At 64.4% G+C, this 24,176-nt stretch carries 21 protein-coding genes; 2 read left to right on the forward strand and 19 right to left on the reverse strand.

The genetic code is table 11. The annotated features are described in order from the left end of the window. Nucleotides 1–10 precede the first annotated feature (10 nt). From C8N34_RS15600 to C8N34_RS15635, 8 genes are all read right to left on the reverse strand, one after another. Complete coding sequence (locus tag C8N34_RS15600; protein WP_108129562.1) at nucleotides 11–1,105, reverse strand: ABC transporter ATP-binding protein; 1,095 nt, start codon at nucleotides 1,103–1,105, stop codon at nucleotides 11–13. A gap of 60 nt (nucleotides 1,106–1,165) precedes the next feature. Beyond that, nucleotides 1,166–2,611 carry an FAD-dependent oxidoreductase gene (locus tag C8N34_RS15605; RefSeq protein WP_108129648.1) on the reverse strand — a complete coding sequence of 482 codons (1,446 nt, stop codon included), beginning with the start codon at nucleotides 2,609–2,611 and terminating at the stop codon, nucleotides 1,166–1,168. Between the two features lie 79 nt (nucleotides 2,612–2,690). After that, nucleotides 2,691–3,965 (reverse strand): ABC transporter substrate-binding protein, encoded by a 1,275-nt coding sequence (locus tag C8N34_RS15610; protein ID WP_108129563.1) that lies wholly within the window; start codon nucleotides 3,963–3,965, stop codon nucleotides 2,691–2,693. A 24-nt stretch (nucleotides 3,966–3,989) separates the two neighbouring features. Next, complete coding sequence (locus tag C8N34_RS15615) at nucleotides 3,990–4,823, reverse strand: carbohydrate ABC transporter permease (protein WP_108129564.1); 834 nt, start codon at nucleotides 4,821–4,823, stop codon at nucleotides 3,990–3,992. Continuing rightward, entirely contained in the window at nucleotides 4,813–5,685 is an 873-nt protein-coding gene (locus C8N34_RS15620; protein ID WP_199750701.1) for a carbohydrate ABC transporter permease, read from the reverse strand. Before C8N34_RS15620 ends, C8N34_RS15615 begins: the two co-directional genes overlap by 11 nt. A 55-nt stretch (nucleotides 5,686–5,740) precedes the next feature. Beyond that, nucleotides 5,741–6,748 carry a LacI family DNA-binding transcriptional regulator gene (locus C8N34_RS15625; RefSeq protein WP_158640722.1) on the reverse strand — a complete coding sequence of 336 codons (1,008 nt, stop codon included), beginning with the start codon at nucleotides 6,746–6,748 and terminating at the stop codon, nucleotides 5,741–5,743. A gap of 264 nt (nucleotides 6,749–7,012) precedes the next feature. Next, nucleotides 7,013–7,588, reverse strand: coding sequence for an RBBP9/YdeN family alpha/beta hydrolase (locus C8N34_RS15630; RefSeq protein WP_108129650.1), 576 nt, complete (start codon nucleotides 7,586–7,588; stop codon nucleotides 7,013–7,015). Between the two features lie 101 nt (nucleotides 7,589–7,689). Continuing rightward, entirely contained in the window at nucleotides 7,690–8,163 is a 474-nt protein-coding gene (locus tag C8N34_RS15635) for an Lrp/AsnC family transcriptional regulator (RefSeq protein ID WP_054302108.1), read from the reverse strand. A 300-nt stretch (nucleotides 8,164–8,463) separates the two neighbouring features. Here C8N34_RS15635 and C8N34_RS15640 point away from each other — a divergent pair, with 300 nt between their 5' ends. Both C8N34_RS15640 and C8N34_RS26670 read left to right on the forward strand, forming a co-directional pair. Continuing rightward, complete coding sequence (locus tag C8N34_RS15640; protein ID WP_229825491.1) at nucleotides 8,464–8,703, forward strand: hypothetical protein; 240 nt, start codon at nucleotides 8,464–8,466, stop codon at nucleotides 8,701–8,703. 92 nt (nucleotides 8,704–8,795) lie between these two features. Continuing rightward, entirely contained in the window at nucleotides 8,796–8,939 is a 144-nt protein-coding gene (locus tag C8N34_RS26670) for a hypothetical protein (protein ID WP_158640721.1), read from the forward strand. Nucleotides 8,940–9,052: 113 nt separating this feature from the next. Here the strand turns inward: C8N34_RS26670 and C8N34_RS27175 are convergent, their stop codons facing one another. The 11 genes from C8N34_RS27175 to C8N34_RS15700 all read right to left on the reverse strand — a co-directional run bounded on the left by C8N34_RS27175 (nucleotide 9,053) and on the right by C8N34_RS15700 (nucleotide 24,056). Further along, nucleotides 9,053–12,070 carry a putative Ig domain-containing protein gene (locus tag C8N34_RS27175; protein WP_108129567.1) on the reverse strand — a complete coding sequence of 1,006 codons (3,018 nt, stop codon included), beginning with the start codon at nucleotides 12,068–12,070 and terminating at the stop codon, nucleotides 9,053–9,055. Nucleotides 12,071–12,281: 211 nt separating this feature from the next. Further along, nucleotides 12,282–13,547, reverse strand: coding sequence for an MFS transporter (locus C8N34_RS15655; RefSeq protein ID WP_108129568.1), 1,266 nt, complete (start codon nucleotides 13,545–13,547; stop codon nucleotides 12,282–12,284). A 28-nt stretch (nucleotides 13,548–13,575) separates the two neighbouring features. Then, the gene (locus tag C8N34_RS15660; protein ID WP_108129569.1) at nucleotides 13,576–15,102 is read right to left on the reverse strand and encodes an alpha/beta fold hydrolase; all 1,527 of its coding nucleotides are present in this window, start codon (nucleotides 15,100–15,102) and stop codon (nucleotides 13,576–13,578) included. A 131-nt stretch (nucleotides 15,103–15,233) separates the two neighbouring features. After that, nucleotides 15,234–17,288, reverse strand: coding sequence for a bifunctional sugar-binding transcriptional regulator/dihydroxyacetone kinase subunit DhaK (locus C8N34_RS15665; RefSeq protein WP_108129570.1), 2,055 nt, complete (start codon nucleotides 17,286–17,288; stop codon nucleotides 15,234–15,236). After that, a complete protein-coding gene (dhaL, locus tag C8N34_RS15670) occupies nucleotides 17,288–17,938 on the reverse strand; it encodes a dihydroxyacetone kinase subunit DhaL (protein ID WP_108129571.1) in 651 nt (216 codons plus the stop codon). Before dhaL (C8N34_RS15670) ends, C8N34_RS15665 begins: the two co-directional genes overlap by 1 nt. Nucleotides 17,939–18,000: 62 nt before the next feature. Beyond that, entirely contained in the window at nucleotides 18,001–18,636 is a 636-nt protein-coding gene (gene dhaL / locus C8N34_RS15675) for a dihydroxyacetone kinase subunit DhaL (RefSeq protein ID WP_108129572.1), read from the reverse strand. Between the two features lie 7 nt (nucleotides 18,637–18,643). Then, complete coding sequence (locus C8N34_RS15680; protein WP_108129573.1) at nucleotides 18,644–19,636, reverse strand: dihydroxyacetone kinase subunit DhaK; 993 nt, start codon at nucleotides 19,634–19,636, stop codon at nucleotides 18,644–18,646. 7 nt (nucleotides 19,637–19,643) lie between these two features. Beyond that, entirely contained in the window at nucleotides 19,644–20,402 is a 759-nt protein-coding gene (locus C8N34_RS15685) for a GolD/DthD family dehydrogenase (RefSeq protein WP_054302116.1), read from the reverse strand. 94 nt (nucleotides 20,403–20,496) lie between these two features. Continuing rightward, on the reverse strand, nucleotides 20,497–21,480 hold the full coding sequence (locus tag C8N34_RS15690; RefSeq protein WP_108129574.1) for a substrate-binding domain-containing protein: 984 nt from the start codon (nucleotides 21,478–21,480) through the stop codon (nucleotides 20,497–20,499). Nucleotides 21,481–21,554: 74 nt separating this feature from the next. Then, nucleotides 21,555–22,550 carry an ABC transporter permease gene (locus tag C8N34_RS15695; protein ID WP_108129575.1) on the reverse strand — a complete coding sequence of 332 codons (996 nt, stop codon included), beginning with the start codon at nucleotides 22,548–22,550 and terminating at the stop codon, nucleotides 21,555–21,557. 27 nt (nucleotides 22,551–22,577) lie between these two features. After that, nucleotides 22,578–24,056: a sugar ABC transporter ATP-binding protein gene (locus tag C8N34_RS15700; protein ID WP_054302208.1), complete on the reverse strand. Its 1,479-nt coding sequence runs from the start codon at nucleotides 24,054–24,056 to the stop codon at nucleotides 22,578–22,580. Nucleotides 24,057–24,176: the final 120 nt, after the last annotated feature.

Genomic DNA, 24,176 nt, shown 5'->3' on the forward strand with positions numbered 1-24,176 from the left:
TCGCTTTATCTCAATGGGGGGTGCCGGGCTGATCCGGCAGGTCGCTTGCCGGAAACAGGCGGACATCGGCGGGGGCGAAGGAAAAGGTGATGTCCTGCCCCGGTTGCAGCTCCAGGTCGCCGGGCACGACGGCCAGAACGGACTGGCCGCTATGCAGGCGCAGATTGACCACGGTTTCCGTGCCCATCCGCTCCAGCAGGACAACATGGCCGTGCAGGGGGCTGCGGTCTGCGGCCTGATCCGGTTTCAACGCCTGCGGACGAATGCTCAGAATGGCCGGGCCGGGCATGGTGATGCGCCCGGCGGCCACCGCCACCGGCCCGACCCCGGCGGCAGAGACCTGCGCCATGCCACCACTGAGACTGTCAACCGTCACCGGCAGGAAGTTCATCCGGGGGCTGCCGATGAAGCCCGCGACAAAGGCGTTGCAAGGGTCGCGGAACAGGTCGATCGGGCGGCCGACCTGCTGCACGATCCCGCCGTTCAGCACGACGATCCTGTCCGCCAGCGTCATCGCCTCGACCTGATCATGGGTCACATAGATCATCGTCGCGCCCAGATCGCGGTGCAGCCTGGCAATCTCCATCCGCATGTCCATGCGCAGCGCCGCGTCGAGGTTCGACAGCGGCTCGTCGAACAGGAAGACCGAAGGTTCGCGCACGATGGCACGGCCGATGGCGACCCGCTGGCGCTGGCCCCCGGAAAGCTGGCTGGGCTTGCGGTCCAGAAGATGTGTGATTTGCAGGATCTCGGCGGCGCGGGCAACGCGGGCGGTGGCTTCGGCGCGCGGCGTCTTGCGCAGCGACAGTCCGAAGCCCATGTTTTCGGCCACCGTCAGATGCGGATAAAGCGCATAGGACTGGAAGACCATGGCAATGCCCCGGTCGCGTGGTGACAGGTCATTGGCGCGCTTGCCACCGATGTCGAGCGTCCCGTCCGAGATCTCCTCAAGCCCCGCAATCATCCGCAGCAGCGTGGACTTGCCGCACCCGGAAGGTCCCACGAAAACGACAAACTCGCCGTCGCGGATTTCCAGATCCACGCCCTTGATGACGGAATGTCCGCCGTAATCCTTCTTCACACCTGTAAGCCGCAGATCGGCCATGGTGTCCTCCGTTGTTAGGCAGGTGACGGGCCCCGCAGGCCGGGGCCCTTTGTCGGCGGGTCAGCCGGGAATGGCGACCGCCTCGGTCTCGGGGGTCAGCCGCTCGCCCATCAGGCCGCGCAGATAGGCACCGTGGGTCAGCAAGTCGCGGCGCAGGGCATGAATATCAACCTCATGTGGCCGGATATCCTGCCGGATCGCCAGCGCGGCGGCGCGACCCGCAGCCTCGCCCATCGCCATGCAGGTCGCCATCACACGGATCGCACCCATCGCCTCATGCGTGGTGGAAATCGCGCGCCCGGCCACGATCAGGTTTTCCACCCGCTGCGGCAGAAGCGAGCGATAGGGGATGTCATAGCAATCCCCGCACCAGATCAGGGTACAGCCTTCGTCGCCGGGGCGGTGAATGTCGATGGGGTAAGAGGCAACGGCAATCGCATCCTCGAAATGGCGGCACCCCAGGACATCCTGTTCGTTCATCACATAGCGCCCGACGATGCGCCGGGTTTCGCGAATGCCGAGGAAAGGCGCGGTCTTGGTAAAATGCGCCTTCTCGAACCCCGGAACATAGTTGACCAGATATTCCACGATATCGTCGATCTGCCGCCGGGCCACGATCTCGCCATTGGACAACGAGCGGGCATCGGTGCCATCGGTGCCCGCGACGCGGGTCATGTTGATCCAGGCCTCGCCTTTCTTCAGCCCTGTGATGATGATCGTGCGCTCGTTCGGAATATCAAGATCGCGCTCCTGCCTGGCCTTCGCCATCAACTCGCGCAGACCCACCACGATGAACTGGTGGTTCTGGCCGAAGTAATCAGCCGGAATGAAATCGGTCAGATAGGTGCGCGCCTCTTTCGGGGCATTGGCGATGGCCATGCGCAGCTTGTCGGTATCCACGTCCGACAGACAGAACATCAGCGTGGGCGGCTGCATCCCGCCATGTTCATTGCCCTTTTCGGTCACGACCCCGGCGCGGTGGGCCACATCTGCATCGCCGGTACAGTCGATCACGACGCGGGCCATCACGGCGCTGCGCCCCGATTTGCTTTCGGTGATGACGCCCCGGATCGTGTGGTCGTCCTCATCCATCACCACGCCCGCGACGAAGGTGTAGAACACCACATCCACCCCGGCTTCCGTCAGCATCTCAAGGCCCACGGTCTTGACGGCCTCGGGTTCCACCAGTGTGATACCCATATGCAGCGGGCAGGCCCGGTGTTCCGAGGCCGCCTCGCGCGCCTTCAGCCGGTCGATGAATTTCTGTGGCAGCCCTTCGATGATCTGGTTGCCCTTCTGCCCAAGGAAGCCCAGCACCGGCAGGCCGATGGTCATGTTGCCGCCGACGAAGCTGCGGCTTTCCAGCAGACCGACCCGCAGACCGCTTTCCGCCGCTGCCAGCGCCGAAGTCAGCCCCGCCGGGCCGCCGCCGACGACAAGCACATCATAGTCCGCGCTGACGGGGATTTCGCGGGCGGGTTCGTGGATGGTGGCAGTCTGTGCCATGTTTCGCAGATCCTGATCGTGGAATTCGGAAAAGGGGAAGGACGGCGGGGCCATGACAGCCCCGCCCGAAGCCTGAGGGTCAGGGCAGCAGCGGTGCCACCCGTTCGGAGATCGCGGCCACCGCCTCGGCCGGGGTCTTGCGGCCCATGACGGCAAGCTGGACTTCCTCAAGGAGCAGCGCCTGCGCGCGGGCGGCTTCGGGGAAGGGCGGGAAGGCACCGCGCGCATTGGCCAGCGCCTCAGCCTCAATGGCGGCCAGCGGGTTCTTCTCGATCAGCCTGGGGTCCGAGAAGGTCGAGACCCGCGCCGCGCCATTGCCGTTCAGCGCCATGCCCAGCGTGGTTTCTGGTGAGGAAACCTGCCTGATGTAGCTCCAGGCCAGATCCTTGTCCCTGGCATTGGCCGGGATCACCATGGCCCAGGCCTCCACCACCGCCGCCATCGGAGTCTTGCCGACCAGTCCCCCCGTCACCGGGAAGCCCACCGCCTTGATGCGGCCGGGGAATTTGGATTGCTCAGGATTGTTGAGCTGCGCCGCACGGGCAAAGGGCAGCACGGTGAAGGCTGCACGCCCCTGCTGCATCCAGGTGACCTGATCGTCATTCTTGGTGGTGGCATAACTGCGTGGCAATGAGCCGTCGGCGAACATTCCCGCAAGCACCGTCAGTGCCTGTTCCATCGCGGCGGGATCGGGCAGCAGCCTGAAATCCTGCGTGAGGAAATCGCCACCGAAAGCACGGGCAAACATCACCGGGAAGACCGCCAGATCCGAGGCCAGCACCATGCCGGTCGCGATCTTGTCGGCCGAAATCTTCTGCGCCTGCGCGACCAGCTCCTCCAGCGTGGCGGGCGGTGCGGTGAAGCCCGCCTGTTCCAGCAGATCTTCGTTGTAGAACAGCGCCTGCGTCGCCGTGCGCACCGGAATGCCGATCAGCTTGCCGTCGATGGTCATGCCTTTGATCAGACCGGGGGCCAGATCCGCGAAATCGGCAATCGGGTCTTTTTCCTGCCAGCCATCCAGCGGCTCGAACAAACGTGCGATATCCGAGGTGGGGCGGTTGTCGACCATGTAGCCCAAGCTGAATTCGGTTTCCGGCAGGCTCGCCTCGCGGAACAGCCGGTCCATCAGCGGGTTGGAATCGAAGGTGGTGAAGGCCAGATCGGCGTCATTGGCCGTTTTCCAGCCCGCCATCAGATCGCCCTCACCCTCGCCCAGAACCGCCTGATGGACCCGGTGACTGAGGATATTCAGCACCTTGCCCGCCGCAAGGGCCGGGGCGGCCGCCAGCAGCGCCAGCGTGCCGGTCGCGCTGGCCAGAAATCCACGGCGGTTCATCTGCATCGGTCTTGTCATGGTGTCTCCTCCCAGAAACATGGATCAGCCTTTGGTGGCACCGGCGGTCAGCCCGGCCACGAGGTAGCGGTTCATCAGGATCACGAAGGCCAGAACCGGCGCGAGCTGGACGGTCGAGGCGGCGAACAGCACGCCCCAGTCCACCCCGTCGATCGAGCCGATCATCTCGGAAATCACGAGCGGCGCGGTCTTGGCATTGGTCCCGGTGAAGATGAAAGCGAACAGGAATTCGTTCCAGGCGAAGACGATCACGAAGACCGCCACCGCAAGGATACCGGGCGCCGCCAGCGGCACGATCACCCGCCACAGGATTGTAAGCCGCGATGCACCGTCGATGGCCGCCGCCTCGTCCAGATCGCGGGGGATCTGGTCGATGAAGGTGCGCATCAGCACCGTGCCCAGCGAAACGAAGAAGGTCGCGTAAAGCACGATCAGCACCAGATGGGTGTCGGCCAGCCCCAGACGGTTCACGATGGGAAACAGCGGCAGCGTCACCACGATGGGCGGGATCAGACGTACCGCGATCAGCGCGACGACCGACAGGTCCAGCCAGCGCGCGGCATGGCGCGAAAAGGCATAGCCCGCGCAGGTCGAGGCCACGACGGCCAGCACCGTCGCCCCGATGGTGATGAGGAGCGAATTCCAGAGCCCGCGGAAGAATACCCCCCATTGTGCCCAGAGCGTCGCGTAATGCTGCAAGGTCGGCTCGAAAACCCATTGCGGCGGCACGGCGAAGATGTCCTGTCCCGGCTTCACCGACGAGGCGACGATGAAGACGATCGGGAACAACGACCAGACAAGGATCGCGGCCACGGCCAGCGTCTTGCCAATCGGAACGAGAAGGGATTCAGCGCGCATTCTTCACCTGCCGACGCAAGAGCCAGATATAACCGGATGCCAGCACCAGAGAGGCGATCACCATCAGCAGCGCCGTGGCCGAGGCGGTGCCGAAAGCGTTGTAGCTGAACGCCTCCTGATACAGATAAACCGCCACCACTTCGGTCGAGCGGGCCGGGCCACCCCCGGTCAGCAGCCAGACTTCGGAAAACATGCGGAACGCAAAGATATAGCGGAACAGCAGTGCCACGATGATCGCCGGCCCCATCAGCGGCAGCGTCACCCGCCAGAAACATTGCAGCCGCGTGGCGCCGTCGATCCGCGCCGCCTCGTACAGGTCGGCAGGCATGGCCAGCCGGGCCGCATAGAGGATGACGAAGGTGAAGGGCAGATGCATCCAGATGGTCAGCAGGATGATCATGATCATCGCATGGCTGGGCTCGTAGGACCATTCGAGCACGGGCAGACCCAGCGCCTGCAAGGCAAGCGTGACCGGGCCGATGTCCAGATCGAACAGAAAGCGCCACATCGCGACCGCGACCACCTCGGACACCGCATAGGGCGCCAGAACGGCAACCAGCAGGAAGCGGCGGAACTTCACCCCGCTGTTGCACAGCAGCGCCATCCCCAGCGCGACAAGCATTTCCAGATGCACCGCGACCACCACGATGATCACCGTGTTCCACATTGCACTGCGGAACGCCGGGTCCGACAGGACGCGCAGATAATTCTGCCACCCGACGAATTCCGGTGCCTGACCGAAGCTCGACAGATGAAAGCTCAGCCAGACGACATAGAGCGCTGGCAGGATCACGACGCACAGCAGCAACAGCTGCACGGGCGCAAGCAGGGGTATTACCCCCAGAAACGTGGTCTTCCTCACGGCATATCTCCCCGACCGGCGCGAGGCCGGTCTCTCCTTCGCTCGGCCGGTCCGGTCAGGCCGGAACCGCCCCCACGGAATCGCGGCGTTGCAGCGGCGCCTCCAGCACGATCCGGGCCGGTGCTTCCTCGGAACCGTCCATTCTTTCCATCAGCCTGGTCCAGGCCGCAGCCGCGATGTCGCGGATCGGCTGGCGTACGGCAGAGAGCGGCACCTTGCGGGCCGTCATCCAGGCGTAGTCGTCAAATCCCACCAGCGAGACCGCCCCCGGAATGTCGATTCCGCGCTGTGCAAAGGCGGTCAGAACCGCGAGTGTGGTCACGTTGGTCATTGCGATCACCGCTGTCGGATGGCTGTTCCGGGCCAGCCATGCCTCCAGCCGGGCCGCCCCGGTTTCCACTTCGGGACCAAGCTCGATGATCCGGGGCGGCTGGCCTGCGTGGTGATGGCAGGCTCCGCTGATGCCACGGATACGCTCGGCAATCGGACGCAAGGCCGCGACGGAGGCCGCGATCAGGATATCCCGGTGCCCCAGATCCAGCACATGCTCGGCCGCCTCGCGCCCGGCGGTATGGTTATCCACTGTCACGGTGTCGACCGGCAGGTCGTCCTCACCGATACGGTCGACCAGAACCATTGGCAGGCCCGGAAATTCGCGGCGCAGATTTTCGGGGATCTGGTTGGTGCAGGGCACCGCGATCAGGCCCGAAGGCTTCCACCCCAGCAGCGCGTCGAGCTGCGCCCTTTCGTGGCGGGCATCATCGCGCGAGGTGGCGACCAGCACCTGAAAGCCGTCAGCCTCGGCCAGTTCCTCAAGATGCGACACCAGCGAGGCGAAGAATGTATCCGCGAGGCTGGGCACCAGCACGCCCACCACCCGTACCCTGCCCGACCGCAACTGCGAGGCGGCGATGTTCTTCTGATAGCCAAGCGCGCGGGCGGCTTCCTCAACCCGCTGGATAATATCGGGGCTGACAGATTTCCGCCCGCTGAACGCATTGGAAACCGTTGCGATCGACACGCCCGCCTGTGCCGCCACATCCTTGATGGTGATTCTTGACACGGCGCCTCGCTTGGCAAAACGTTTAACTTCATTCGTTAAACGTTTAACCTTCACTGCAACCTTCTGTCAACCGGGATCTTTCGCCGGGACGTTTTGCGGGACACCCGATGCTCATACTTATGCGACCGGACCTTGCCGATCCGGCCGCATGGGGATGTCAAATGCCCGGAGCAGCCGCCCCGAACCCGTGATCTGCCGCACATTGTGCAGAGCGAACCGTTTCGCGCGGCCACGGCAGGCAGCATGCCGGTCCGTGGCTGAAGGTCACAGCCAGAGCCCGCCCTCCTTATGCGCCATCCGCCTCGGCGCAGTGGCGAGCGGCTCCGGGCGCAGCATGGCGGCCAGGGCCTTCCCCTGCGGCCAGGGCCCATAGCCCGAGGCGACATTCACATGACCGGCGTCGCCCAGATCAACCAGTTGCGCCCCCCACACACCGGCCAGCGCGCTGGCGCGTTCAAACGACATCCACGGATCATTGCGACTGCCCACGACAATTGCAGGCAGATCCAGCGATTGCTCTGGAATGGCGCCAAAATGGCCGATGTGATCATTTCCCGCCGTCTCCGCCGGGGCAACCAGCAAGGCCGCCGACACGCGCAGATGCGGCCATTTCGTCAGCAGCCGTGCGATCAGCACCGCACCAAGCGAATGACCGACAAGCACCGTATCGGGATGTTGCAGGATTGCGCCCGCAAGCTCAAACTCCCAGACCTCGGGCGAGGGATGATGCGGGAAGGACAGATCTACCATCTGCGCATGGGGATCGGTCTGCGCCCACCAATGCTGCCAGTGCGGCGCGGGTGATCCATCAAGGCCGGGCACGATCAGCGTCTTGGTCATGGTCATGGCGGGCTCCTTTCCTCGGGTTGCACCAGATAAATCTATCAATCTTATCGTGATTTTTGTTTCCAAAGACTCCCCCCTTGCAGGAAAAATCTTTCTCAGCGGCTGCGGGTATCCACCGGATAGGCGGTGGTGAACTTCATCCGTTCCATCGCGAAATGCGAGGTGACATTCCTGATCGGCACCGCATCGGTCAGCCGTTTGTACAGCGTGTCGAACGCCGTCATGTCCGGTACCGCGATGCGCAGCAGGTAATCCATCTCGCCCGCCATACGATAGACTTCCATGATCTCGGGCAGGCTCGCCACTGCCCGGGTGAAGGCCGCACGCCAGTCTGCGCCATGATCCGGCGCCTCGATCCCGACGAAGATGGTCAGGCCAAAGCCCAGCTTGGCCGGATCGGCCATGGCCACCCTTGCAGTCAGCACGCCACTTTCCTGAAGCCGCTGGATACGCTTCCAGCACGGCGTCTGCGACAGGCCGACCTTCTCGCCGATCTGGGCCAGAGGCAGTGTGGCGTCGCGCATGAGTTCGGCCACGATCTTGCGGTCGATCAGATCAAGTGCCTCCATCTTTGGTCCTCCTGACGGGATGAGCTGCGATGAACTTCCGGGCCAACACCTCCAGCATGGCAGGGTTTGAAGAAATGTCTACATACTTGATCGTGTTTTTGCGGCACTCAGTTTACTCACAAGATATTGATTCTTTTATCTTAAAGAACGGGCCTTCAGCCAGAAGAGCGCCCGCAGCAGGAAAATTCCATATACACGACAAAAATGAACGTGAATTTTCTCTGGAAATACTCGATCAAGTATGTCGTTATTAATGAGCAACGGCGGCAGCCCGCCGCCCCAAGCAAAGGAGATCGCAAGATGACCGTATTTGCCGCCCATGCGCAGCCCGTGTCGATGCACAAGATGCAAGGCGATCTGCGCACCTGTGCCGTGCGTCTGGTCGACCGGCGCACCGGCGCCCTGCACCGGATCAACGGGAGGCCGCTGACCCTGTTCTCGCGCCGTCCGGCCGAAGCCGCAGCAGAGTTGCTGGAGGGGCGCGACCCTGCGGTCTGGGAAGCACTTATCGAACCGCTTGACCCGCTGGCACGCCGATGACCATGGCCTTTCCTGCCATCCCGCTGGGGCTTCTGCCCATTTCCCCTCGTTTTGCCGCGCATCGCCCGGCCCCCGAAACGAAAGAGACCGACATGCTGATCACGATCAAACTCGCCGGAACCGTCACTGCCCAGGGCCTGAAAGTGGCCGAACTGAATGACGGCCGTGTCACCATCGAAACCGGGCGCGAGCGCCTGACCGGCTGGCCGGTGCCGCGCGTGATGCGGGGCAACTGACCACCGCGCAGGAGTGCGGCCTGCGCAACTGCCGCCGGGGCCTTCTTGGCCCCGGCGGCTCCCGGCATTCAGCCGGGCCGCGCAAGATCAGGGGGGCGTCCGCCGGTTGACGGTCAGACGAAGATCATCGCCTCGGACAGCGCCTGGATCGTGGTGTCGCGGAGGATCAGGGTATCGCCCTCGCCGAACCGGATCACCACGTCGCCGTCAACCCGAGTGGCAAGGGCCCGCACCTCGCTGAACGAGGATACACCCAGGTCGCGCAGCTGGATCATGTCGGCAGACTTGCGGAAATCGGTGATGACATCGCGCCCCGAGCCTGCGGTGAAAACGAAGACATCCGCCCCGCTGCCACCTGTCAGCACATCGCGTCCCGAGCCACCATCCAGCGTGTCGGCCCCGGTGCCACCTTTCAGAAGGTCATTGCCCTGCCCCCCGGTCAGCCGGTCATTGCCGCCGCCGCCATTCAGCGTATCGTTGCCGCGCGCGCCATTCAGCGTGTTGCGGCCGCTGTTGCCGGTCATCAGGTTCGCGGAGCTGTTGCCGACGGCCGTCAGATCGGCCTTTCCGGTCATCGTGAGATTTTCCACATTGGCGGCAAGCGTCAGATCAACCGAGGTCCGCACATGATCCACGCCGCCCCGCCGCGCCTCGCTGATAAGATCGCCCGTCGCATTCACGATATAGGTATCGTTTCCGCTGCCTCCGGCCATTCTGTCCGCTCCACCGCCGCCGTCCATCGTATCCGCCCCTGCCCCGCCGCGCAGCAGATCCTGGCCCGAACCGCCGAACAGCCTGTCGTTGCCGCTGCCGCCATCAAGCGTGTCGACCCCGGTTCCGCCTTTCAGCTCGTCGCCGCCCGAACCGCCGAACAGCTTGTCGTTTCCGGCCCGGCCATCAAGCGTGTCATTGCCACCGCCCCCCCGGATCGTGTCATTCCGATGCGATCCGGTCAGCGTGTCCTTTGCGGATGTTCCCACCAGCGGTTCCAGCGGAACGCGCGCTGTAGCGGCAGAGGTGATGGTTTCGCGCGTGCCATCGCCATCCTCGTAGCGCACGCGGACAGACAGTCTTGCCCCGATATCCGCCACCGACGGAATATAGGCGGCCTCCGTTGCACTGCGGATCGCTTTGCCGTCGCGCAACCATTGAAACGCAAATGCGCCAAGCCCGTCAGCATCGGCAAGCGCCGAGACATCGGCACGCACGGCAGTGCCGACATGCACTGACTTGTCGATCAGGATACGCCCGGTCGGCGCATCGTTGACCGGCAGGATGGCCAGCCTGAATTCATCGCTGACCTTCCATCGGCCATCGCTTGCCGTCACACGGATATCAAGAGCGCCGTTGAAGTTCGCGGGCGGTGTCCCGGTAAAGCTGCCTGTCGCGGTATCAAAGCTCAACCAGGCAGGCAGGGCCCGCCCGTTTGCCAGCCTTGCCGAAAGGACGGTCATCTTGCCCTCGGGGTCAGTGAAACTGTCGGACGGTAGGGTGAAGCTGAACCTGCCGCTGTCCTCCGCAAACCTGCGGTTCGCCAGCGGCCGGGTCACAACGGGCGCATCGTCCAGCGAGGCTGACAAGGGCGAGATATTTCCCGGCGCGAAAGCCGCGGCATCCGTGTCGCGGAAGGTGACCAGCCTGACTGCCTCAGCCGCCCCGTCCCCGTCGCTGTCCAGCCAAAGAACCGCATCGCCCCCCGCCTGGCGGAGGGAAAGCATCCCCTCGGCAAAGGGATCACGGCCCGCGCCGAACAGCCGGTCCAGCACCAGCACATCACCGCCTGTTCCTGCCTGAAAATCGGTAATTTCCAGTTTGTTGTCGACGGCTTCCGACCAGTTCTGAAGCACCACCCGGTCCTTCCCGGCGCCGGTCGTCACGCGGATCTCGTTCTGCGCATCGACGTTCAGCGTATCCGCCCCGTCCCCCAGATCGACCTCGCCGGAAACATCCGCCCAGACGAGCAGCGTATCATCGCCATCGCCCCCCGACAGGGTGACGACACCGGCGGAAGTTGCTGAAACGTCGAAATAGTCGCTCCCTGCCCCGCCATCGGCGACCAGCTCGCCGCCATAAAGCGTGCCGTAGATCGTATCGTTCCCCGCCCCGCCGTAGATCGAGGCGCCGTCATGGCCGGACAGGTTGTCATTCCCATCACCGCCGAACAGCGTGTCATTTCCGCTGCCCTGCCCGTCCAGCGTATCGTCTCCGGCGCCGCCATCCAGCAGGTCATCCCCATCACCGCCAAGCAGGTAATCCTGCCCCTCACCGCCATAGGCCGAGTCGTTTCCGCCCTCGCCCTGCAATTCATCATCGCCCAGGCCGCCATACAGAAGATCGGCGCCGCCGCCGCCATAAAGGCTGTCGGACGCCGCCGCGCCGCTCAGTGTGTCATGCCCTTCACCGCCCGAGATTTGATCTTCGCGCAGGCCGCCGGTGATGCTGTCATTGCCACCGGCAGCATCGAAGATGCTTTCCAGATCGTAAATCCGGGTATTGCCCTGATAACTGACCTCGATCCTGCCGGTATCGGAAAGCACCACGACATCGGCGTCCTCCCCACCGCTGGCAAGCGGGTGATCACCATAGAGGATCGCAAGCGATTGCAGCCCGGACAGCGCATTGAAGTTCACCACTTCATCATAAAGATCGTAGTCAACCGCGAAGGAGTCCGTCCACCAGGTCCAGCTTTGATAGACGAGCGAGGTCTCGTCCGACCCGCTGGAAACGTTGCCGTAATCGTTCCGATACCACTCTGCCGTGCCAAAGAGGGTGTCGTAGGCATTGGTTCCCGGGCCGTATCCCACGAACCATTCCGTGATGGCGCCGTTGGCGTACCACATGTCCCAGGTGTTTGAATAAGAATGTGAATAGGTCGCATAGGTCTCGCTGAGCGAGGTATTCAGCGTGCCAAGCATGTGCCGCAGTTGTTCGACCAGAATGAACTCGAACGCCTGCCCTTCCACACTGCCCGTGAACACCAGATCCTGCGCCGCCTCGTTCAGCGAGGCCCCGGTCGGGTCACCGGAATCGCTGAAGCTGTAAGGATCGTAGGTCTCTGCGTAACTGTAAAAAGCTGATCGCGAATCCAGTGTGTATTCAATGCGCATGGAGACGGGGATGTAAAAGCTCATTCAAATTCCTCCGGAATCGCCGGACGCACGCAATCACATGCGACGTCACAGGGGGACGGCACGCCCTGATCCACCGGGGCATGCGCCCTCGGTCAGCATGGCAACCAACAGATTTAATTGAGAATTTAACTCAAATCCCTGCCACCCGCTTCCCCCCTGGGGGGGATAGCCGGGCGATTGTCGGTCTGGCGCTGCCACGGGAAGGCCGGTTTTACCGGGCACCGCGCAACAGCAGCGCCGCCGCGATCAGGCAGCAGGCCAGCGCGGGCAGCGAAGCCGCCCAGCCGATCAGGCTGTCACCACCCCCGGCACGGGGCGGGACAAGCGACAGCGCGATGCCGTTAATCATCGCCGCCCCACCTGCCGCCAGCTTGTTGATGAAGGTGAAGGCCGCCGAGGTCAGCCCCTCCCCCGGCGCTTCTGCCATCTGCTGCGCCCGGTCGACCGTCTGCGGGATCAGCACCCAGGCCGCAAGCGCCAGACCGGACAGGCCCGCACCGCAGATCACTGCAAGCGCGAAGATCGGGGCAGACAGCCCGGCGGGCAGAAAGGGCATCACCACCAGAGCGCAAGCCGTTATCCCCAGCGCGGCAAGCGTCTGGCTTCTGGCGCTGACACGCTGCGCGATGCGGGACCAGACCGGAAAGGCCAGCAAAGCGGTGGCGAAGACTGCGCCCAGCACCGGAAACTGCCGCTCAGCCGGCAGGCCGATATGCAGGCTCAGATAGAAGGGCAGTACGGATTGCAGCAGGAATGGCGCGAGCACCAGCAGGAAGAACCGGCCGAATGGCAGCCTCTGCCGCAGCCGTCGCAGCCGCGCGAGACCCTGCCGCAATGTCAGGGGGGCTTCCGCACCCTGCGGATGCAGCATCCTGTCATCAACCCGCAGCAGAAACGGCAGATAGAACGCCAGTCCGATGACTGCGACGACCGCAGCCGCAAGCCCCCAGGTCAGCGGGGCTTCGGTATGGCGGGCCGCCTGACCGACCAGCGCGGGAAATGCCGCCGAGGCCATCCCGACCGCAAACCATGCGACGACCATGTCGATGGCGACCTGACGGATCCGTTCGGGTCGTGTGCGGGCATAGCCCGGCAACAGCGCAATGCGCGGCACGGCAACCAGTGTGTAGAACAGGGCAAACAGTGAGAACCCTGCCGTCGCCGCCAGAAAAACCACGGTATGCGAGGTGCCCATCGCCGGGGCCAGCCACATCACCACAAAGGCACATGCCGCAAGCGGCAGCGAGACGCCGATCAGCCGCACCCGCCCGCCCCTGCGCGCCATCCGGTCGGACAGGAAGCCCACCGGAACATCCAGCACCGCATCCAGCACGCGCCCGATCAGGAACACCGCCCCCGCAAGTGCAGGCGAAAGCCCGAGCACGGTGACGAGGTAATACAGAAACCAGCCATTCACCGAGGCAAACATCAGGTTTTGCGAAAGCTCAGGCATGGCAAAGACAAGTCGGCGCAACATCAGGAACTCTCGTTACATCGGGAACCGGCTAGGTCCGGGGCACGAGACCCGCCAGCAGGCGAAACATCCGCCGCAGGCTTGGCCCCATCAGCAATTGCCCGGTTTCAGGCATGACATGCAACTCTGCGTCGGGCAATCCGGCAGCCAGCGCGCGGATCATGGGCAGCGGGTGGATGCTGTCCTGCGCGCCATGCAGGATATGAAGCGGCATTTTCAGATGCCGGGCCTGATCCCACTCAAGATCAAGCTGGAAGGCGAAATCGTTGCGGATTGAATGCAGCGAAAGCTCGATCGCCTCCTTGATACGGTGCCCGCCTGCAACTTCGTCCAGCTCGTAGCGGATGATCGCCCCATCCGCCGGATTTTCGGCAAACTGGTCCGTAAGGAAGCGGCGGAACCGGCGCTCTGACAGCAGGTGGCTCGTCGCGATCCGCAGGGCACCCTCTGCCAGCCAGGGCGTCCGGTCCAGAATGTCGAGAATGCTTTTGGCCAGCCGCCGGTTCGCGGTCTGCGGCCGCCCGCGCAACACACAGACCGCCGCAGTGCAGATCATGTTCACCCGCTCGGGGTGCCGCCGGGCATAGGCCAGGGCAATCTTCGAGGCCGCCGCAATGCTGACCAGTGTCGCCGTCGGCCCGCAAAAACAACTACGCACAAGGTCGATCCCGCGCAGCGCGTGGCGGATCGTTTCCTCTTCCGATGCGGGCCTGTCGTGCGGGGCAAGCTGACCGATCCGCAGCGGCCAGTACAGCCGCAGGTTCAGCCTGTGCAGTTCCTCGATATCCTCACCGGCGATACTTGGCAGGATCAGGGGATGCAGCATGATGACGGGCCGCCCCGCCACCGGCCCCATCGCCAGAACGCGGCACGGTTCACCATCGCGGCCCAAAAGGACCAGCGATTGCACGCCCTCGGGGTAGAAACGGTCGATATGGGCGTGGAAGGCCTGACTGTCGGCGCGCTGACGCTGGCTCGCCGCGGCCTCGACCCGGCGCAGGATGAAAGCACCGACAATGCGGCCAACCTCTTCGGTCGTGGCAAGACCGAACCTGTCGCGCAACGCACGGGCTTGTGTCTTGCGGGTCTCGGCGGATCGCAGGTCATCCTGATGGCCCGTCTTGATCGGGATACCTGCAAGAACCGCTGCAAGCAGTTGCAAAAGGGCTGGTGTCAGGCGCACGTCGGGAAAATCTGCGGCAAGGCAGCGCGCGAGCGACGACATGTCCAGAAAGACCACCATGCCCATGCCGCGTTCGGCCTCCGGCCGGATCACAAGCAGCTGGCCGTTGATCAGCCCGCAGGGATCACGCCGTCCCTCCCGCAACTGATCGACCATCGCCTGCCCGGCGGCAACCGGCGCGGCTATTTCGGCGGGCAGGTTTGGCGGCGCAAGAATGCGCCAGTGCGAGAAATAAAGCGCGGGCACGATCTGGCCTGCAAGCTCGATGCCTGGCAACAGGTTGAAGCTGTGCGCCGGATCACCCCAATAGCGGGTCTCGCCGCGCGGATCGCGCACGACATTGTGCAGGTTATCAAGAAGTTCGCGGATCGACATTGCAGCAGCCCAGCTTCCCACGGGATGCTAGCAGGGTTTCCCGCAGCGGGAGAATGCCAAAATTCCCGGCAACCCGCAGTCAGCCCGCCGAACGGCCGCAGAAGCAGGGTTTGCGACAGGCGCGTGATGCGTCAGGGAACCACCAGCGCCGCTGACCGACAGGGCGCCTCCAGCAGGCCTGCAAGCTCGTCATCCAGATGCAGAAGCGTCAGCGACACGCCCGCCATGTCGAGGGAGGTGTAGTAAGGCCCGACCAGACTGCTGTGGACCTCGATCCCCCGCGATTTCAGTCGCTGCCGCACCCGGCGCAGAATGATGTAAAGCTCCATCGCCGGTGTGCCACCCAGCGAATTGACCAGAACCGCCACCCGGTCCCCTTCATGCGGGGCCATTTCGGCGAGGATGCGATCCAGAAGCAGGTCGGCACAATCATCCGCAGGGGCCAGTGGCTGACGCACCACCCCCGGCTCGCCATGTACGCCGACGCCGATTTCGATGTCGTTCGGGCCAAGCTCGAAACTGGGTCGCCGGGTTTCCGGCAGGCTGCCCGGTTCCAGCGCCAGCCCCATGGTGTAGGTGCGCGCATTGGCCCGCCGCACAAGCGCGTCGCAGGCTTCCAGCGGCAGCATCCGGTCGGCTGCCGCCCCGGCGATCTTGAAGATGAACACATTGCCCGCCACACCGCGCCGCGCCGCGCGGCTCTCTACCGGGGAGGAGGCGATATCGTCGGTCGTGACCACGGCACGCACCGCAATTCCCTCGGCCATGGCCAGCTCTGCCGCCATGTCGAAGTTCATCACATCGCCGGAAAAGTTGCCGTAGATATACAGAACACCTGCCCCGCCATCCACAGCCTGTGTCGCAGCGAGGATCGGGCCGGGCGGCGGCGAAGCGAAGAGGTTGCCAATCGCTGCGGCATCGGCCAGCCCCCGGCCGACATAGCCCCAGAACCCCGGCTCATGCCCGGCGCCGCCACCTATCACGATGCCCACCTTGCCCGCACGCGGGCCTTCCAGCGCACGGATCGCGCGGGGGCTGCCCGGCAGCGCGGCGATCAGATGCTCATGCGCCAGAAGCGCGCCTTTCAGCGCCTCGTCCACCGCGTCCTGCGGCGCGTTGATCAGCTTTTTCACATGGCTGCGCGCGGTCAGCGGCGCCTGAACCGGCGGCGGGCTGCGGCGCGGCGTGTCCTTGTAGCCTTCTGCGGTCAGAATCCCGCGCCCGGTCACCACATCGGTGACCAGCACATTGACATAGCCCCCGCGCAATGCCGCCAGAATGGCTGGCAGCTTGTCCACTCCGCCTGCGACCGCGATGCGTTGCGGGATGCGGCGCAGGGCGTCGAGGTCGATGCCGATTGTGCGTTCATGCATCGGCCCGATCACCGACTCGCCGCGCGCGTTGATGAAGCGGCCGATGATGCTGCCCACGGCATCCTGATAATGCGCATGTTGCACGCCGCCATCCAGAAAGCCGCTGCTGTGGATCGTGCTTTCCGGCCGCAGCGAGGAAATCCCCATCACGATCCGGTCAGCCTCGGCCAGAATGGCCAGTTGCTCGGCCAGAACCGGCTCCTGCATCAGCATGGCGCGGATCTCGGGCGAAGACACTGTCGCGGGAGCCGAAATCGGGATGCTGCGCGCATTCAGCGCCTCGGCGAGACGCGAGGCGCAGGCCTCGGGTGTCCACGGGATCTTCGCCGTGGTGCCGCCGGTGGCCTGCACCACCCGCACATCCTGCAACCCCGGACGGTCCAGCGCCTCGGCCAGCGCCAGAACGGTGCGGCCCCAGGTCACGGCCAGCGTGTCTCCGGATTTGACGAAGCGCTGCAAGGTCTGTGCGCCGGCTGCCCCCAGCCGGGCGATCAGCGAACGGTCACCGCCCTCGGTCGGGATCACCAGACAATCCTGCAAGCCGAAATGATCGCGCAGCGCCTGCGCGATGGACAGGCTGCGGAACTTGTCGGGCGCGATCTCGATATTCACGATGCCGCGCGTGCGGGCATCGGCCAGATAGGCATTCACCGAGGCGCGGGACAGACCCATCTTCTCGGCGATCTCGCCCTGGGTCAGCCCTTCCTCGTAATAAAGCCATGCCGCCCAGAGCAGGGGATCGTCGCCATAGCGCAGCGGCATGGCAGAAGCGGTATCCCCGTCACCTGATTTGCTGCCCGGACGCGGCGCCATCAGGGCCGTGCCTCGGACAGATACCGCGCCAGCGCGTCACGCAGGGCGGCGATGACGATGACAGCCGAAGCGGCACCGGGGTCGATGTGCCCAAGGCTGCGCTCGCCCAGCCGCGCCGCGCGACCGACAGAGGCGACCATGGCACGCGTCGCGTCGCGCCCTTCCTCGGCTACGCGCAGCGCACGATCCAGCCGCGCAAGGGGATCGCCCGGCAGTTCCGCCGCCCGCGCGGCAGGCGCCCAGACATCCATCATGGTCTTGTCACCCGGCTGGGCCTTGCCCCGATCCCGGATGCCCGCCGCGAAGGCCGAAACCAGAGCAGGCACATCCTCTGCCGCGATTTCGGCCCGTCCGGCGAATTGCTGCCCCGCCCGCAACAGGGCGCTGGCATAAAGCGGGCCGGTCGTGGCCCCAACGGCATTCAGGAAGGCCCGGCCCGCAACGGCGAACAGATCCCCCGCTGCGCAACCCGCCGCCGCCGCTTCAGCGCTGGCCCGCACCACGGCGGCAAAGCCATCGGCCATGGAATTGCCGTGGTCCGCATCCCCGATAGCACCGTCCAGCACACCAAGTTCCGACCGCGCCTCGGCAAGACGCCGGGCGATCACACGAAAAAGGGCAACAATCTGATTGGCGTCCAGCGGGCTCATGTGGTCACTTGGCCCCAATCCCCGCCCCGACGCAAGAGCCGAAGCGGGAGCGGCCTCCTGGCTCAGGCCAGCCTGCGCTGTACCGATTGCGCGAGGGTCGTGAGGATCATGCAGCAGGAGGTCGCCCCCGCATCCAGCACCCCGCGTGACCTTTCGCCAAGCCGGCTGGCCCGCCCGATCTTCGCCACCAGATCAATCGTACTGTCGCGCCCGGTTTCCGCCGCCGCAGCCATAGCCCGAAGCGCTGCGGCAAAACCCTGCCCCTGCGCTGCGTCAAAGGCCGCGACGGCGGGAACCAGCGTATCCATCAGCGTCTTGTCGCCCACCTCGGCCGATCCGACGCCGCGCACGCCCTCCAGCCCGGCATTGAGCATGGTGGAGAAGGTCGCCGCGTCAATCACCTCCCGGCCTGTCAGCGCCCCGGCCATATCCTCGAACATCAGCCCGTAAAGCGGACCCATTGAACCGCCGATTTCTGACATCAGCACATCGGACAGCACCAGCATGGCGGCATCCAGCGTCATGTCCTTGCCATGGATACGTTCCGCCGCGCGGCCAAATCCCTTGGCCATGTTGATCCCATGGTCGCCATCGCCGATCTTGCCGTCGATTTCCGACAGGAAGGCCTTGTTGGCCACGATCACCGCGGCCAGTTCCTCGACGATGGTGGCCTGATCTGCATTCTGGATTGTGGTCATGTCAACCTCACAGTGCCGGAGATGCGGTTTCAAGATCAAGCAACGCCTTCAGTTCGGCATCCAGCGCCATCACGGTCAGCGTGGCGCCAACCATTTCGAGCGAAGTGAAATAGTTGCCGACCAGCGCCCGGTGGATCCCCATGCCCATGGCCGTCAGCCCCGCCTCGATCCGGTCGTAAAGCACATAAAGCTCGTTCACCGGCGTGGCACCAAGGCCGGAAACCAGCACGGCAAGTTCGGTCCCTGCAGGCAGGGCGTGATCTTCCATCACGATCTTCAGCATGTCATCGGCCACTTCGTTGGCCGTCTTGAGCGCTTCGACCCGCGTGCCCGGCTCCCCATGATGGCCGATGCCCACTTCCATCGTGCCCGGCTCGATCTGAAAGTTCGGGTGCCCGACGCCCGGCAGCGTGCAGGGACCAAGGCCCACGCCGACAGACCGGCAGGCATCAATCGCCTTCTGCGCCGCCGCCTGCACTTCGGCGAGGCTCGCACCCTGCGCGGCTTTCGCCCCGCCGATCTTCCACATGAAAATCTCGCCCGCGACGCCACGCCGCTTGGCGCGTTCCCCGGGCGGGGCCGAACAGACGTCATCATTGGCGACGACGGTAGCGACCTCAATACCCTCCCTGGCCACCATCCGGGCGGCCATTTTCACATTCATGTTGTCGCCCGCATAATTGCCATACAGCACCGCGACCCCGGCCCCGCCATCTGCGGCCCTGATCGCATCGGCAAAGCTTTTCGCCGTGGGCGAGGAAAACAGCTCTCCCACCGCCACCGCATCGACCATATTGCGCCCGGCATAGCCGATGAAGGCCGGTTCATGGCCGGAGCCTCCGCCGGTCACAATGCCGACGCGGCCCTGTTGCGGCGCGGCATTCGACACGACCACACGCGGATTTCCGGCATCCAGATGCACCAGATCCCGGTGCACCTTCACGAAACCCGCGACGGTTTCATCGACCAGATCGTCGGGATTGTTAATGAATCTCTGCATGTTCGTCTCACTTCACGGTATAGCCGCCATCGACCAGAAGGTCGGCGCCATTGATCATTGCGGCCTCGGCGGAGGCCAGAAAGACAGCTGCCGCCGCAATTTCATGCGGTTCAGCAAAACGGCCTGCGGGGATCTGCGCTTTCATCGCCTCACCCTTCGGCCCGTCCCAGGCCTTGCGACCCAGATCGGTCAGCACCACTGTTGGCGAGATGGAGTTAACCGTGATGCCGTGGCGGCCCCATTCCAGCGCCAGCGTTCTGGTGACGCCGATAATCCCGAATTTCGAGGCGCAATAGGCGACATGGCCGTCAATCGCCACCGAGCCCGCCTGGCTTGCCAGATTGACGATGCGGCCGCCGCGCCCGGCGGCGATCATCGCCCGGCCCACTGCCTGCGCCATCAGAAAGCTGCCGGTCAGGTTCACTGCGATGGTGCGATCCCATGCGACGGGTCCCAAATCCTCGGCCGGGGCAAGATCGACGATCCCGGCGCTGTTCACCAGAATGTCGATGGCGCCCATCTCGGTCTGCACCCTGGCCACGGCAGCGGCGACGCTATCCGCATCGGTCACATTACAGGCAAAGGCCGCAGCCCCCGGCAGGTCCGCCGCGCGGGCGGCAGCTGCCTCGCCGTTCATGTCCAGAAGCGCGACGCGCGCGCCCTTGGCGGCAAAGGCTTCGGCAATCGCCGCGCCGATGCCCGAGGCCGCGCCGGTCACGACGGCCAGCTTGCCGGCAAGTGAAAAGTCGAAAGTCGGAGCGACCATGGTTCTGTTCCTTGAGATTGCAGCCCTGTCGAAAGGCACCCGGGGCCGGGACGGGAGCGAGAAGCCCGGCCCTCGGGTCTGTGGCCCGTGTCGGTTACTGGCGGGTAGCCAGCAGCGCGTCCACGTTGTCCGCCGTCACCGGCGTCCACGGCACATTGTATTCTTTGGCCTTGCCATCAGCCCAGGGCATGTCGGGATATTGCGACCAGATTTCCGACATCGGCTTGTAATCCGGCAGCACGGCGGCAATGGCCAGATCCAGGGCACCCTGCGCCTGCGCATGGCCATCCTGAAGGATCGAAGCCATATCGCCAGCCTTCACGGCATGCAGCGCGTCGGTCACGCCGTCGATGCCCGCGATGGCGAAATCGGTCGGCTTGAGACCCGCGGCTTTCACGGCCTCGATCGCGCCAAGTGCCATCTCATCATTCTGGCCGATGATCCCGGCGATCTCACCCGGATGCGCAGTCAGCCAGTTTTCCATAAGGGTCTGCGCCTCGGCACGGCTCCAGTTCGCGGTCTGCTGCTCGATCACCTTCACATCAGGGCATTCGGCCAGGGCCTTCTGGTTGCCTTCAAGCCGCTGGATCTGCGCCGACTGACCAATCGGCCCCTCGATGATCACGACATTGCCCTTGCAACCGATCTTGTCGAGCACATGCTTGGCTTCCATATAGCCCGACTGCACGTCGTCCGACCCGACATAGGCCGTCAGCTTGTCGCTGTTCACGCGGGTATTCGACCCGAAAACCGGGATGCCTGCCGCAGCGGCGGCATCAACGGCGGCGGCACCGGCCTCGATGTCGATGGGCACAAAGACAATGGCCTTGTAGCCCTGGGTGATCATCGTCTCGAACTGTTCCTGCTGGACCAGCGCATCATAGCGGCCGTCGAATACGGTCAGTTCCACCAGACCTTCCTTCACCGCCGGGTGGTTCTCGGCCGCCTGGGCCCAGATCTGCATGAACTCGGCATTGAGCCCGTAGACAGCAGCCCCGATCTTCGGCTTGTCCTGCGCCCCGGCCAGACCGGCCACCAGCGACAGCGCCGTCGCAAGCATCAGCGTCTTCTTGGTCATTTGCGTTCTTCCTCCCATTTGGATCACGCGGTCATGGCGGCGGGCCGTTCGCCCGCGCCTCAAGTCGAGGACGGTCAGTCCTGCTTGTTCTTGGATTGGTCGAGCATCACGGCAGCCACGATCAGGAAGCCCTTGATGACCTGCTGGTAGTAGGATTCGACCCCCATCAGATCGAGCCCGTTGTTCATCACGCCGATCAGCAGCGCCCCGATCAGCGTGCCGGACACCCGCCCCACCCCGCCCGCAAGGCTTGTGCCGCCGATCACCACCGCCGCGATGGCGTCCAGTTCATAGGCGATACCCGCCTGCGGCAGCGCCGATCCCGTGCGCGCGGCAAGGATCATCCCGGCCAGCCCGGCGAGCGCACCAGAGATCACATAGACCATGAAGCGGATGCGGTTCACCGGCAGGCCCGAAACCTTGGCTGCATGCGGATTGCCGCCCACGGCGTAGATGTGGCGACCGAACCGAGTCTGGGTCAGCACGAAATGCGCGGCGGCAAAGGTGCCCAGCAGGACGAAGATCGGGACCGGGATGCCCAGAACGCTGCCGGTGCCAATCCAGCGGAAGGAATCGCTCAGCGCCGGGATGGGGCGGCCGCTGGAATAAAGCAGGGTCAGCCCGCGCGCCGCCGACAGCATGCCCAGTGTCGCCACGAAGGCCGGCACGCGGAACCGCGCCACGATTACCCCGGAAACGCCGCCGCAGCCCATGCCGACCAGCAGCCCGATGGCGATGGCCACCAGCGCAGGCCAGGGCGCGCCCGGAATGAACCCGGCCGAGGATGTGGTCGCGAAAGAGGCGGAAAACACCCCGGTCAGCGCCACAACCGAACCGACCGACAGATCAATCCCGCGCGTCAGGATGACAAAGGTCATGCCAATCGCCAGAACCCCGTTGATCGAGGTCTGCCGCAGAACATTCAGGACGTTACGCGTGGTCAGAAAGTTCTCGTTGATCAGCGTCAGCGTCAGACAGGCCAGAAGCAGCGCGAAGACGATGCCGTATTTCTGCACGATCTGTCCGGCCGACAGACCACCGCCCGCCGGGGTCTTTGCCTTGAGTTCCATATCCCTGTCCTCCCTCTGCGCCTGCCGTCACGCGGCCAGATGCAGCAATCCTTCCGCCGAGAGCGCATCCCGGCCCAGTTCTCCGGCCATGCGACCGTCCTTCAGCACGATGACCCGATCCGCCATGCCCAGCATTTCGTCGGTTTCTGAGGACACCATCAGCACGGTGCCGCCCGCGCGGGCGAAATCGGACATCACGCGATAGATCTCGCGCTTGGCGCCGACGTCGACGCCGCGTGTCGGCTCGTCCAGCAAAAGGATGCGCGGCGCGGTGAGAAACCACTTGCCCAACACCACCTTCTGCTGATTGCCACCGGACAGATGCCCGACACCCAGCGCATCGCTGGCGGTCTTGATCTTCAGCTCGTCGATCATCCGCGCCGCCGCATCGCCCTCCTGCGCCGCGCGCATCACACCCGCGCGGGACAGCGCCGCCAGCGTGGCAAGGCAAAGGTTGTCGCGCACGCTGCCCGACAGCACGAGGCCCGAGCCCTTGCGATCCTCGGTCACATAGGCGATGCCCGCGGCAATGGCCTCGGCAGGCGAGCGCAGCAGCACCTGCCGCCCCCCCACCGCGATCTGCCCGCCGGTTTCCGCGCAAAGGCCGAACAGGCGGTCGAAAATCTCGGTCCGGCCCGATCCCATCAGGCCATAAAGCCCGAGGATTTCGCCCCGGTGCGCGGTGAAAGAGATATCGCGCACGCCGCGCGCCGCCGACAAACCGCTGACGCTCAGCACGGCTTCCGTGCCCGGCGTGTTTTCCTTGATGAATTCCTCGGTCAGCGGGCGGCCGACGATCAGCTGGATCAACTGGTCCTTGCTGATCTCTGCCATGGCGCCGGTCTGGACGAAGCTGCCATCGCGGAACACGGTGTAGCTGTCGGCGATGGAAAAGATTTCCGACAGGCGGTGGCTGACATAGATCACCCCCTTGCCTCGCGCCTTCATCGTGGCAATCGCGGCGAACAGATGTCCGGCCTCCGCCTCGCCAAGCGCCGAAGTCGGCTCGTCCAGAATGATGACCTCGGCATCATAGCTCAGCGCCTTGGCAATCTCGACCAGCTGGGTCTGCGCGACGGTCAGATCCATCATCAGATCAGTCGCCCGGATGGAGAAGCCGAAACCATCCAGCAAATCCTGCGTCTGACGATTGAGGGTGGCAAAGTCGATACGGCCAAAACGGCCCACCGGCTCGCGCCCCATATAGATGTTCTCGGCCACCGACATGGCGGGCACCGGCGAAAGCTCCTGCTCCACGATGGCGATGCCGTTGGCCAGCGCCTCGGCCGGGCTGGAAAAGCTGACCTCGTCCCCGCGGCGCCGGATCACACCGCTGTCGCGCGGCTGGATGCCCATGACGATCTTCAGAAAGGTCGATTTGCCCGCACCATTGCCGCCGCACAGCGCATGGACCGAGCCGGGTTCCAGCCGGAACCGCCCATCCCGCAACGCCGGAACACCTGAAAAGCTTTTCACGAGGTCCGAGACCTCCAGCAGTGCCGCCATCTTCCCCTCCCCGGTATCGACCATAAGTCACCAAATGGTCGACATTTGTAAGATATCTCCGAACTGACTAATGTCAATTAAATGATGACTTTTGAAACTTTTTGCCGCGGTATGGAGACA

The organism is Gemmobacter caeni, from assembly GCF_003054195.1.
GTDB classification, from domain to species: Bacteria; Pseudomonadota; Alphaproteobacteria; order Rhodobacterales; family Rhodobacteraceae; genus Gemmobacter; species Gemmobacter caeni.

What these genes read in the sequence shown, in the direction of transcription:
- C8N34_RS15680 (WP_108129573.1), bottom strand. Translation starts at nt 19,636, where the DNA reads ATGCAGAGATTCATTAACAATCCCGACGATCTGGTCGATGAAACCGTC.
- dhaL (WP_108129572.1), bottom strand. Translation starts at nt 18,636, where the DNA reads ATGACCACAATCCAGAATGCAGATCAGGCCACCATCGTCGAGGAACTG.
- C8N34_RS15655 (WP_108129568.1), bottom strand. Translation starts at nt 13,547, where the DNA reads ATGTTGCGCCGACTTGTCTTTGCCATGCCTGAGCTTTCGCAAAACCTG.
- C8N34_RS15685 (WP_054302116.1), bottom strand. Translation starts at nt 20,402, where the DNA reads ATGGTCGCTCCGACTTTCGACTTTTCACTTGCCGGCAAGCTGGCCGTC.
- C8N34_RS15665 (WP_108129570.1), bottom strand. Translation starts at nt 17,288, where the DNA reads ATGGCGCCGCGTCCGGGCAGCAAATCAGGTGACGGGGATACCGCTTCT.
- C8N34_RS27175 (WP_108129567.1), bottom strand. Translation starts at nt 12,070, where the DNA reads ATGAGCTTTTACATCCCCGTCTCCATGCGCATTGAATACACACTGGAT.
- C8N34_RS15640 (WP_229825491.1), top strand. Translation starts at nt 8,464, where the DNA reads ATGACCGTATTTGCCGCCCATGCGCAGCCCGTGTCGATGCACAAGATG.
- C8N34_RS26670 (WP_158640721.1), top strand. Translation starts at nt 8,796, where the DNA reads ATGCTGATCACGATCAAACTCGCCGGAACCGTCACTGCCCAGGGCCTG.
- C8N34_RS15605 (WP_108129648.1), bottom strand. Translation starts at nt 2,611, where the DNA reads ATGGCACAGACTGCCACCATCCACGAACCCGCCCGCGAAATCCCCGTC.
- C8N34_RS15660 (WP_108129569.1), bottom strand. Translation starts at nt 15,102, where the DNA reads ATGTCGATCCGCGAACTTCTTGATAACCTGCACAATGTCGTGCGCGAT.
- C8N34_RS15695 (WP_108129575.1), bottom strand. Translation starts at nt 22,550, where the DNA reads ATGGAACTCAAGGCAAAGACCCCGGCGGGCGGTGGTCTGTCGGCCGGA.
- C8N34_RS15635 (WP_054302108.1), bottom strand. Translation starts at nt 8,163, where the DNA reads ATGGAGGCACTTGATCTGATCGACCGCAAGATCGTGGCCGAACTCATG.
- C8N34_RS15600 (WP_108129562.1), bottom strand. Translation starts at nt 1,105, where the DNA reads ATGGCCGATCTGCGGCTTACAGGTGTGAAGAAGGATTACGGCGGACAT.
- C8N34_RS15690 (WP_108129574.1), bottom strand. Translation starts at nt 21,480, where the DNA reads ATGACCAAGAAGACGCTGATGCTTGCGACGGCGCTGTCGCTGGTGGCC.
- C8N34_RS15630 (WP_108129650.1), bottom strand. Translation starts at nt 7,588, where the DNA reads ATGACCAAGACGCTGATCGTGCCCGGCCTTGATGGATCACCCGCGCCG.
- C8N34_RS15615 (WP_108129564.1), bottom strand. Translation starts at nt 4,823, where the DNA reads ATGCGCGCTGAATCCCTTCTCGTTCCGATTGGCAAGACGCTGGCCGTG.
- C8N34_RS15610 (WP_108129563.1), bottom strand. Translation starts at nt 3,965, where the DNA reads ATGACAAGACCGATGCAGATGAACCGCCGTGGATTTCTGGCCAGCGCG.
- dhaL (WP_108129571.1), bottom strand. Translation starts at nt 17,938, where the DNA reads ATGAGCCCGCTGGACGCCAATCAGATTGTTGCCCTTTTTCGTGTGATC.
- C8N34_RS15700 (WP_054302208.1), bottom strand. Translation starts at nt 24,056, where the DNA reads ATGGCGGCACTGCTGGAGGTCTCGGACCTCGTGAAAAGCTTTTCAGGT.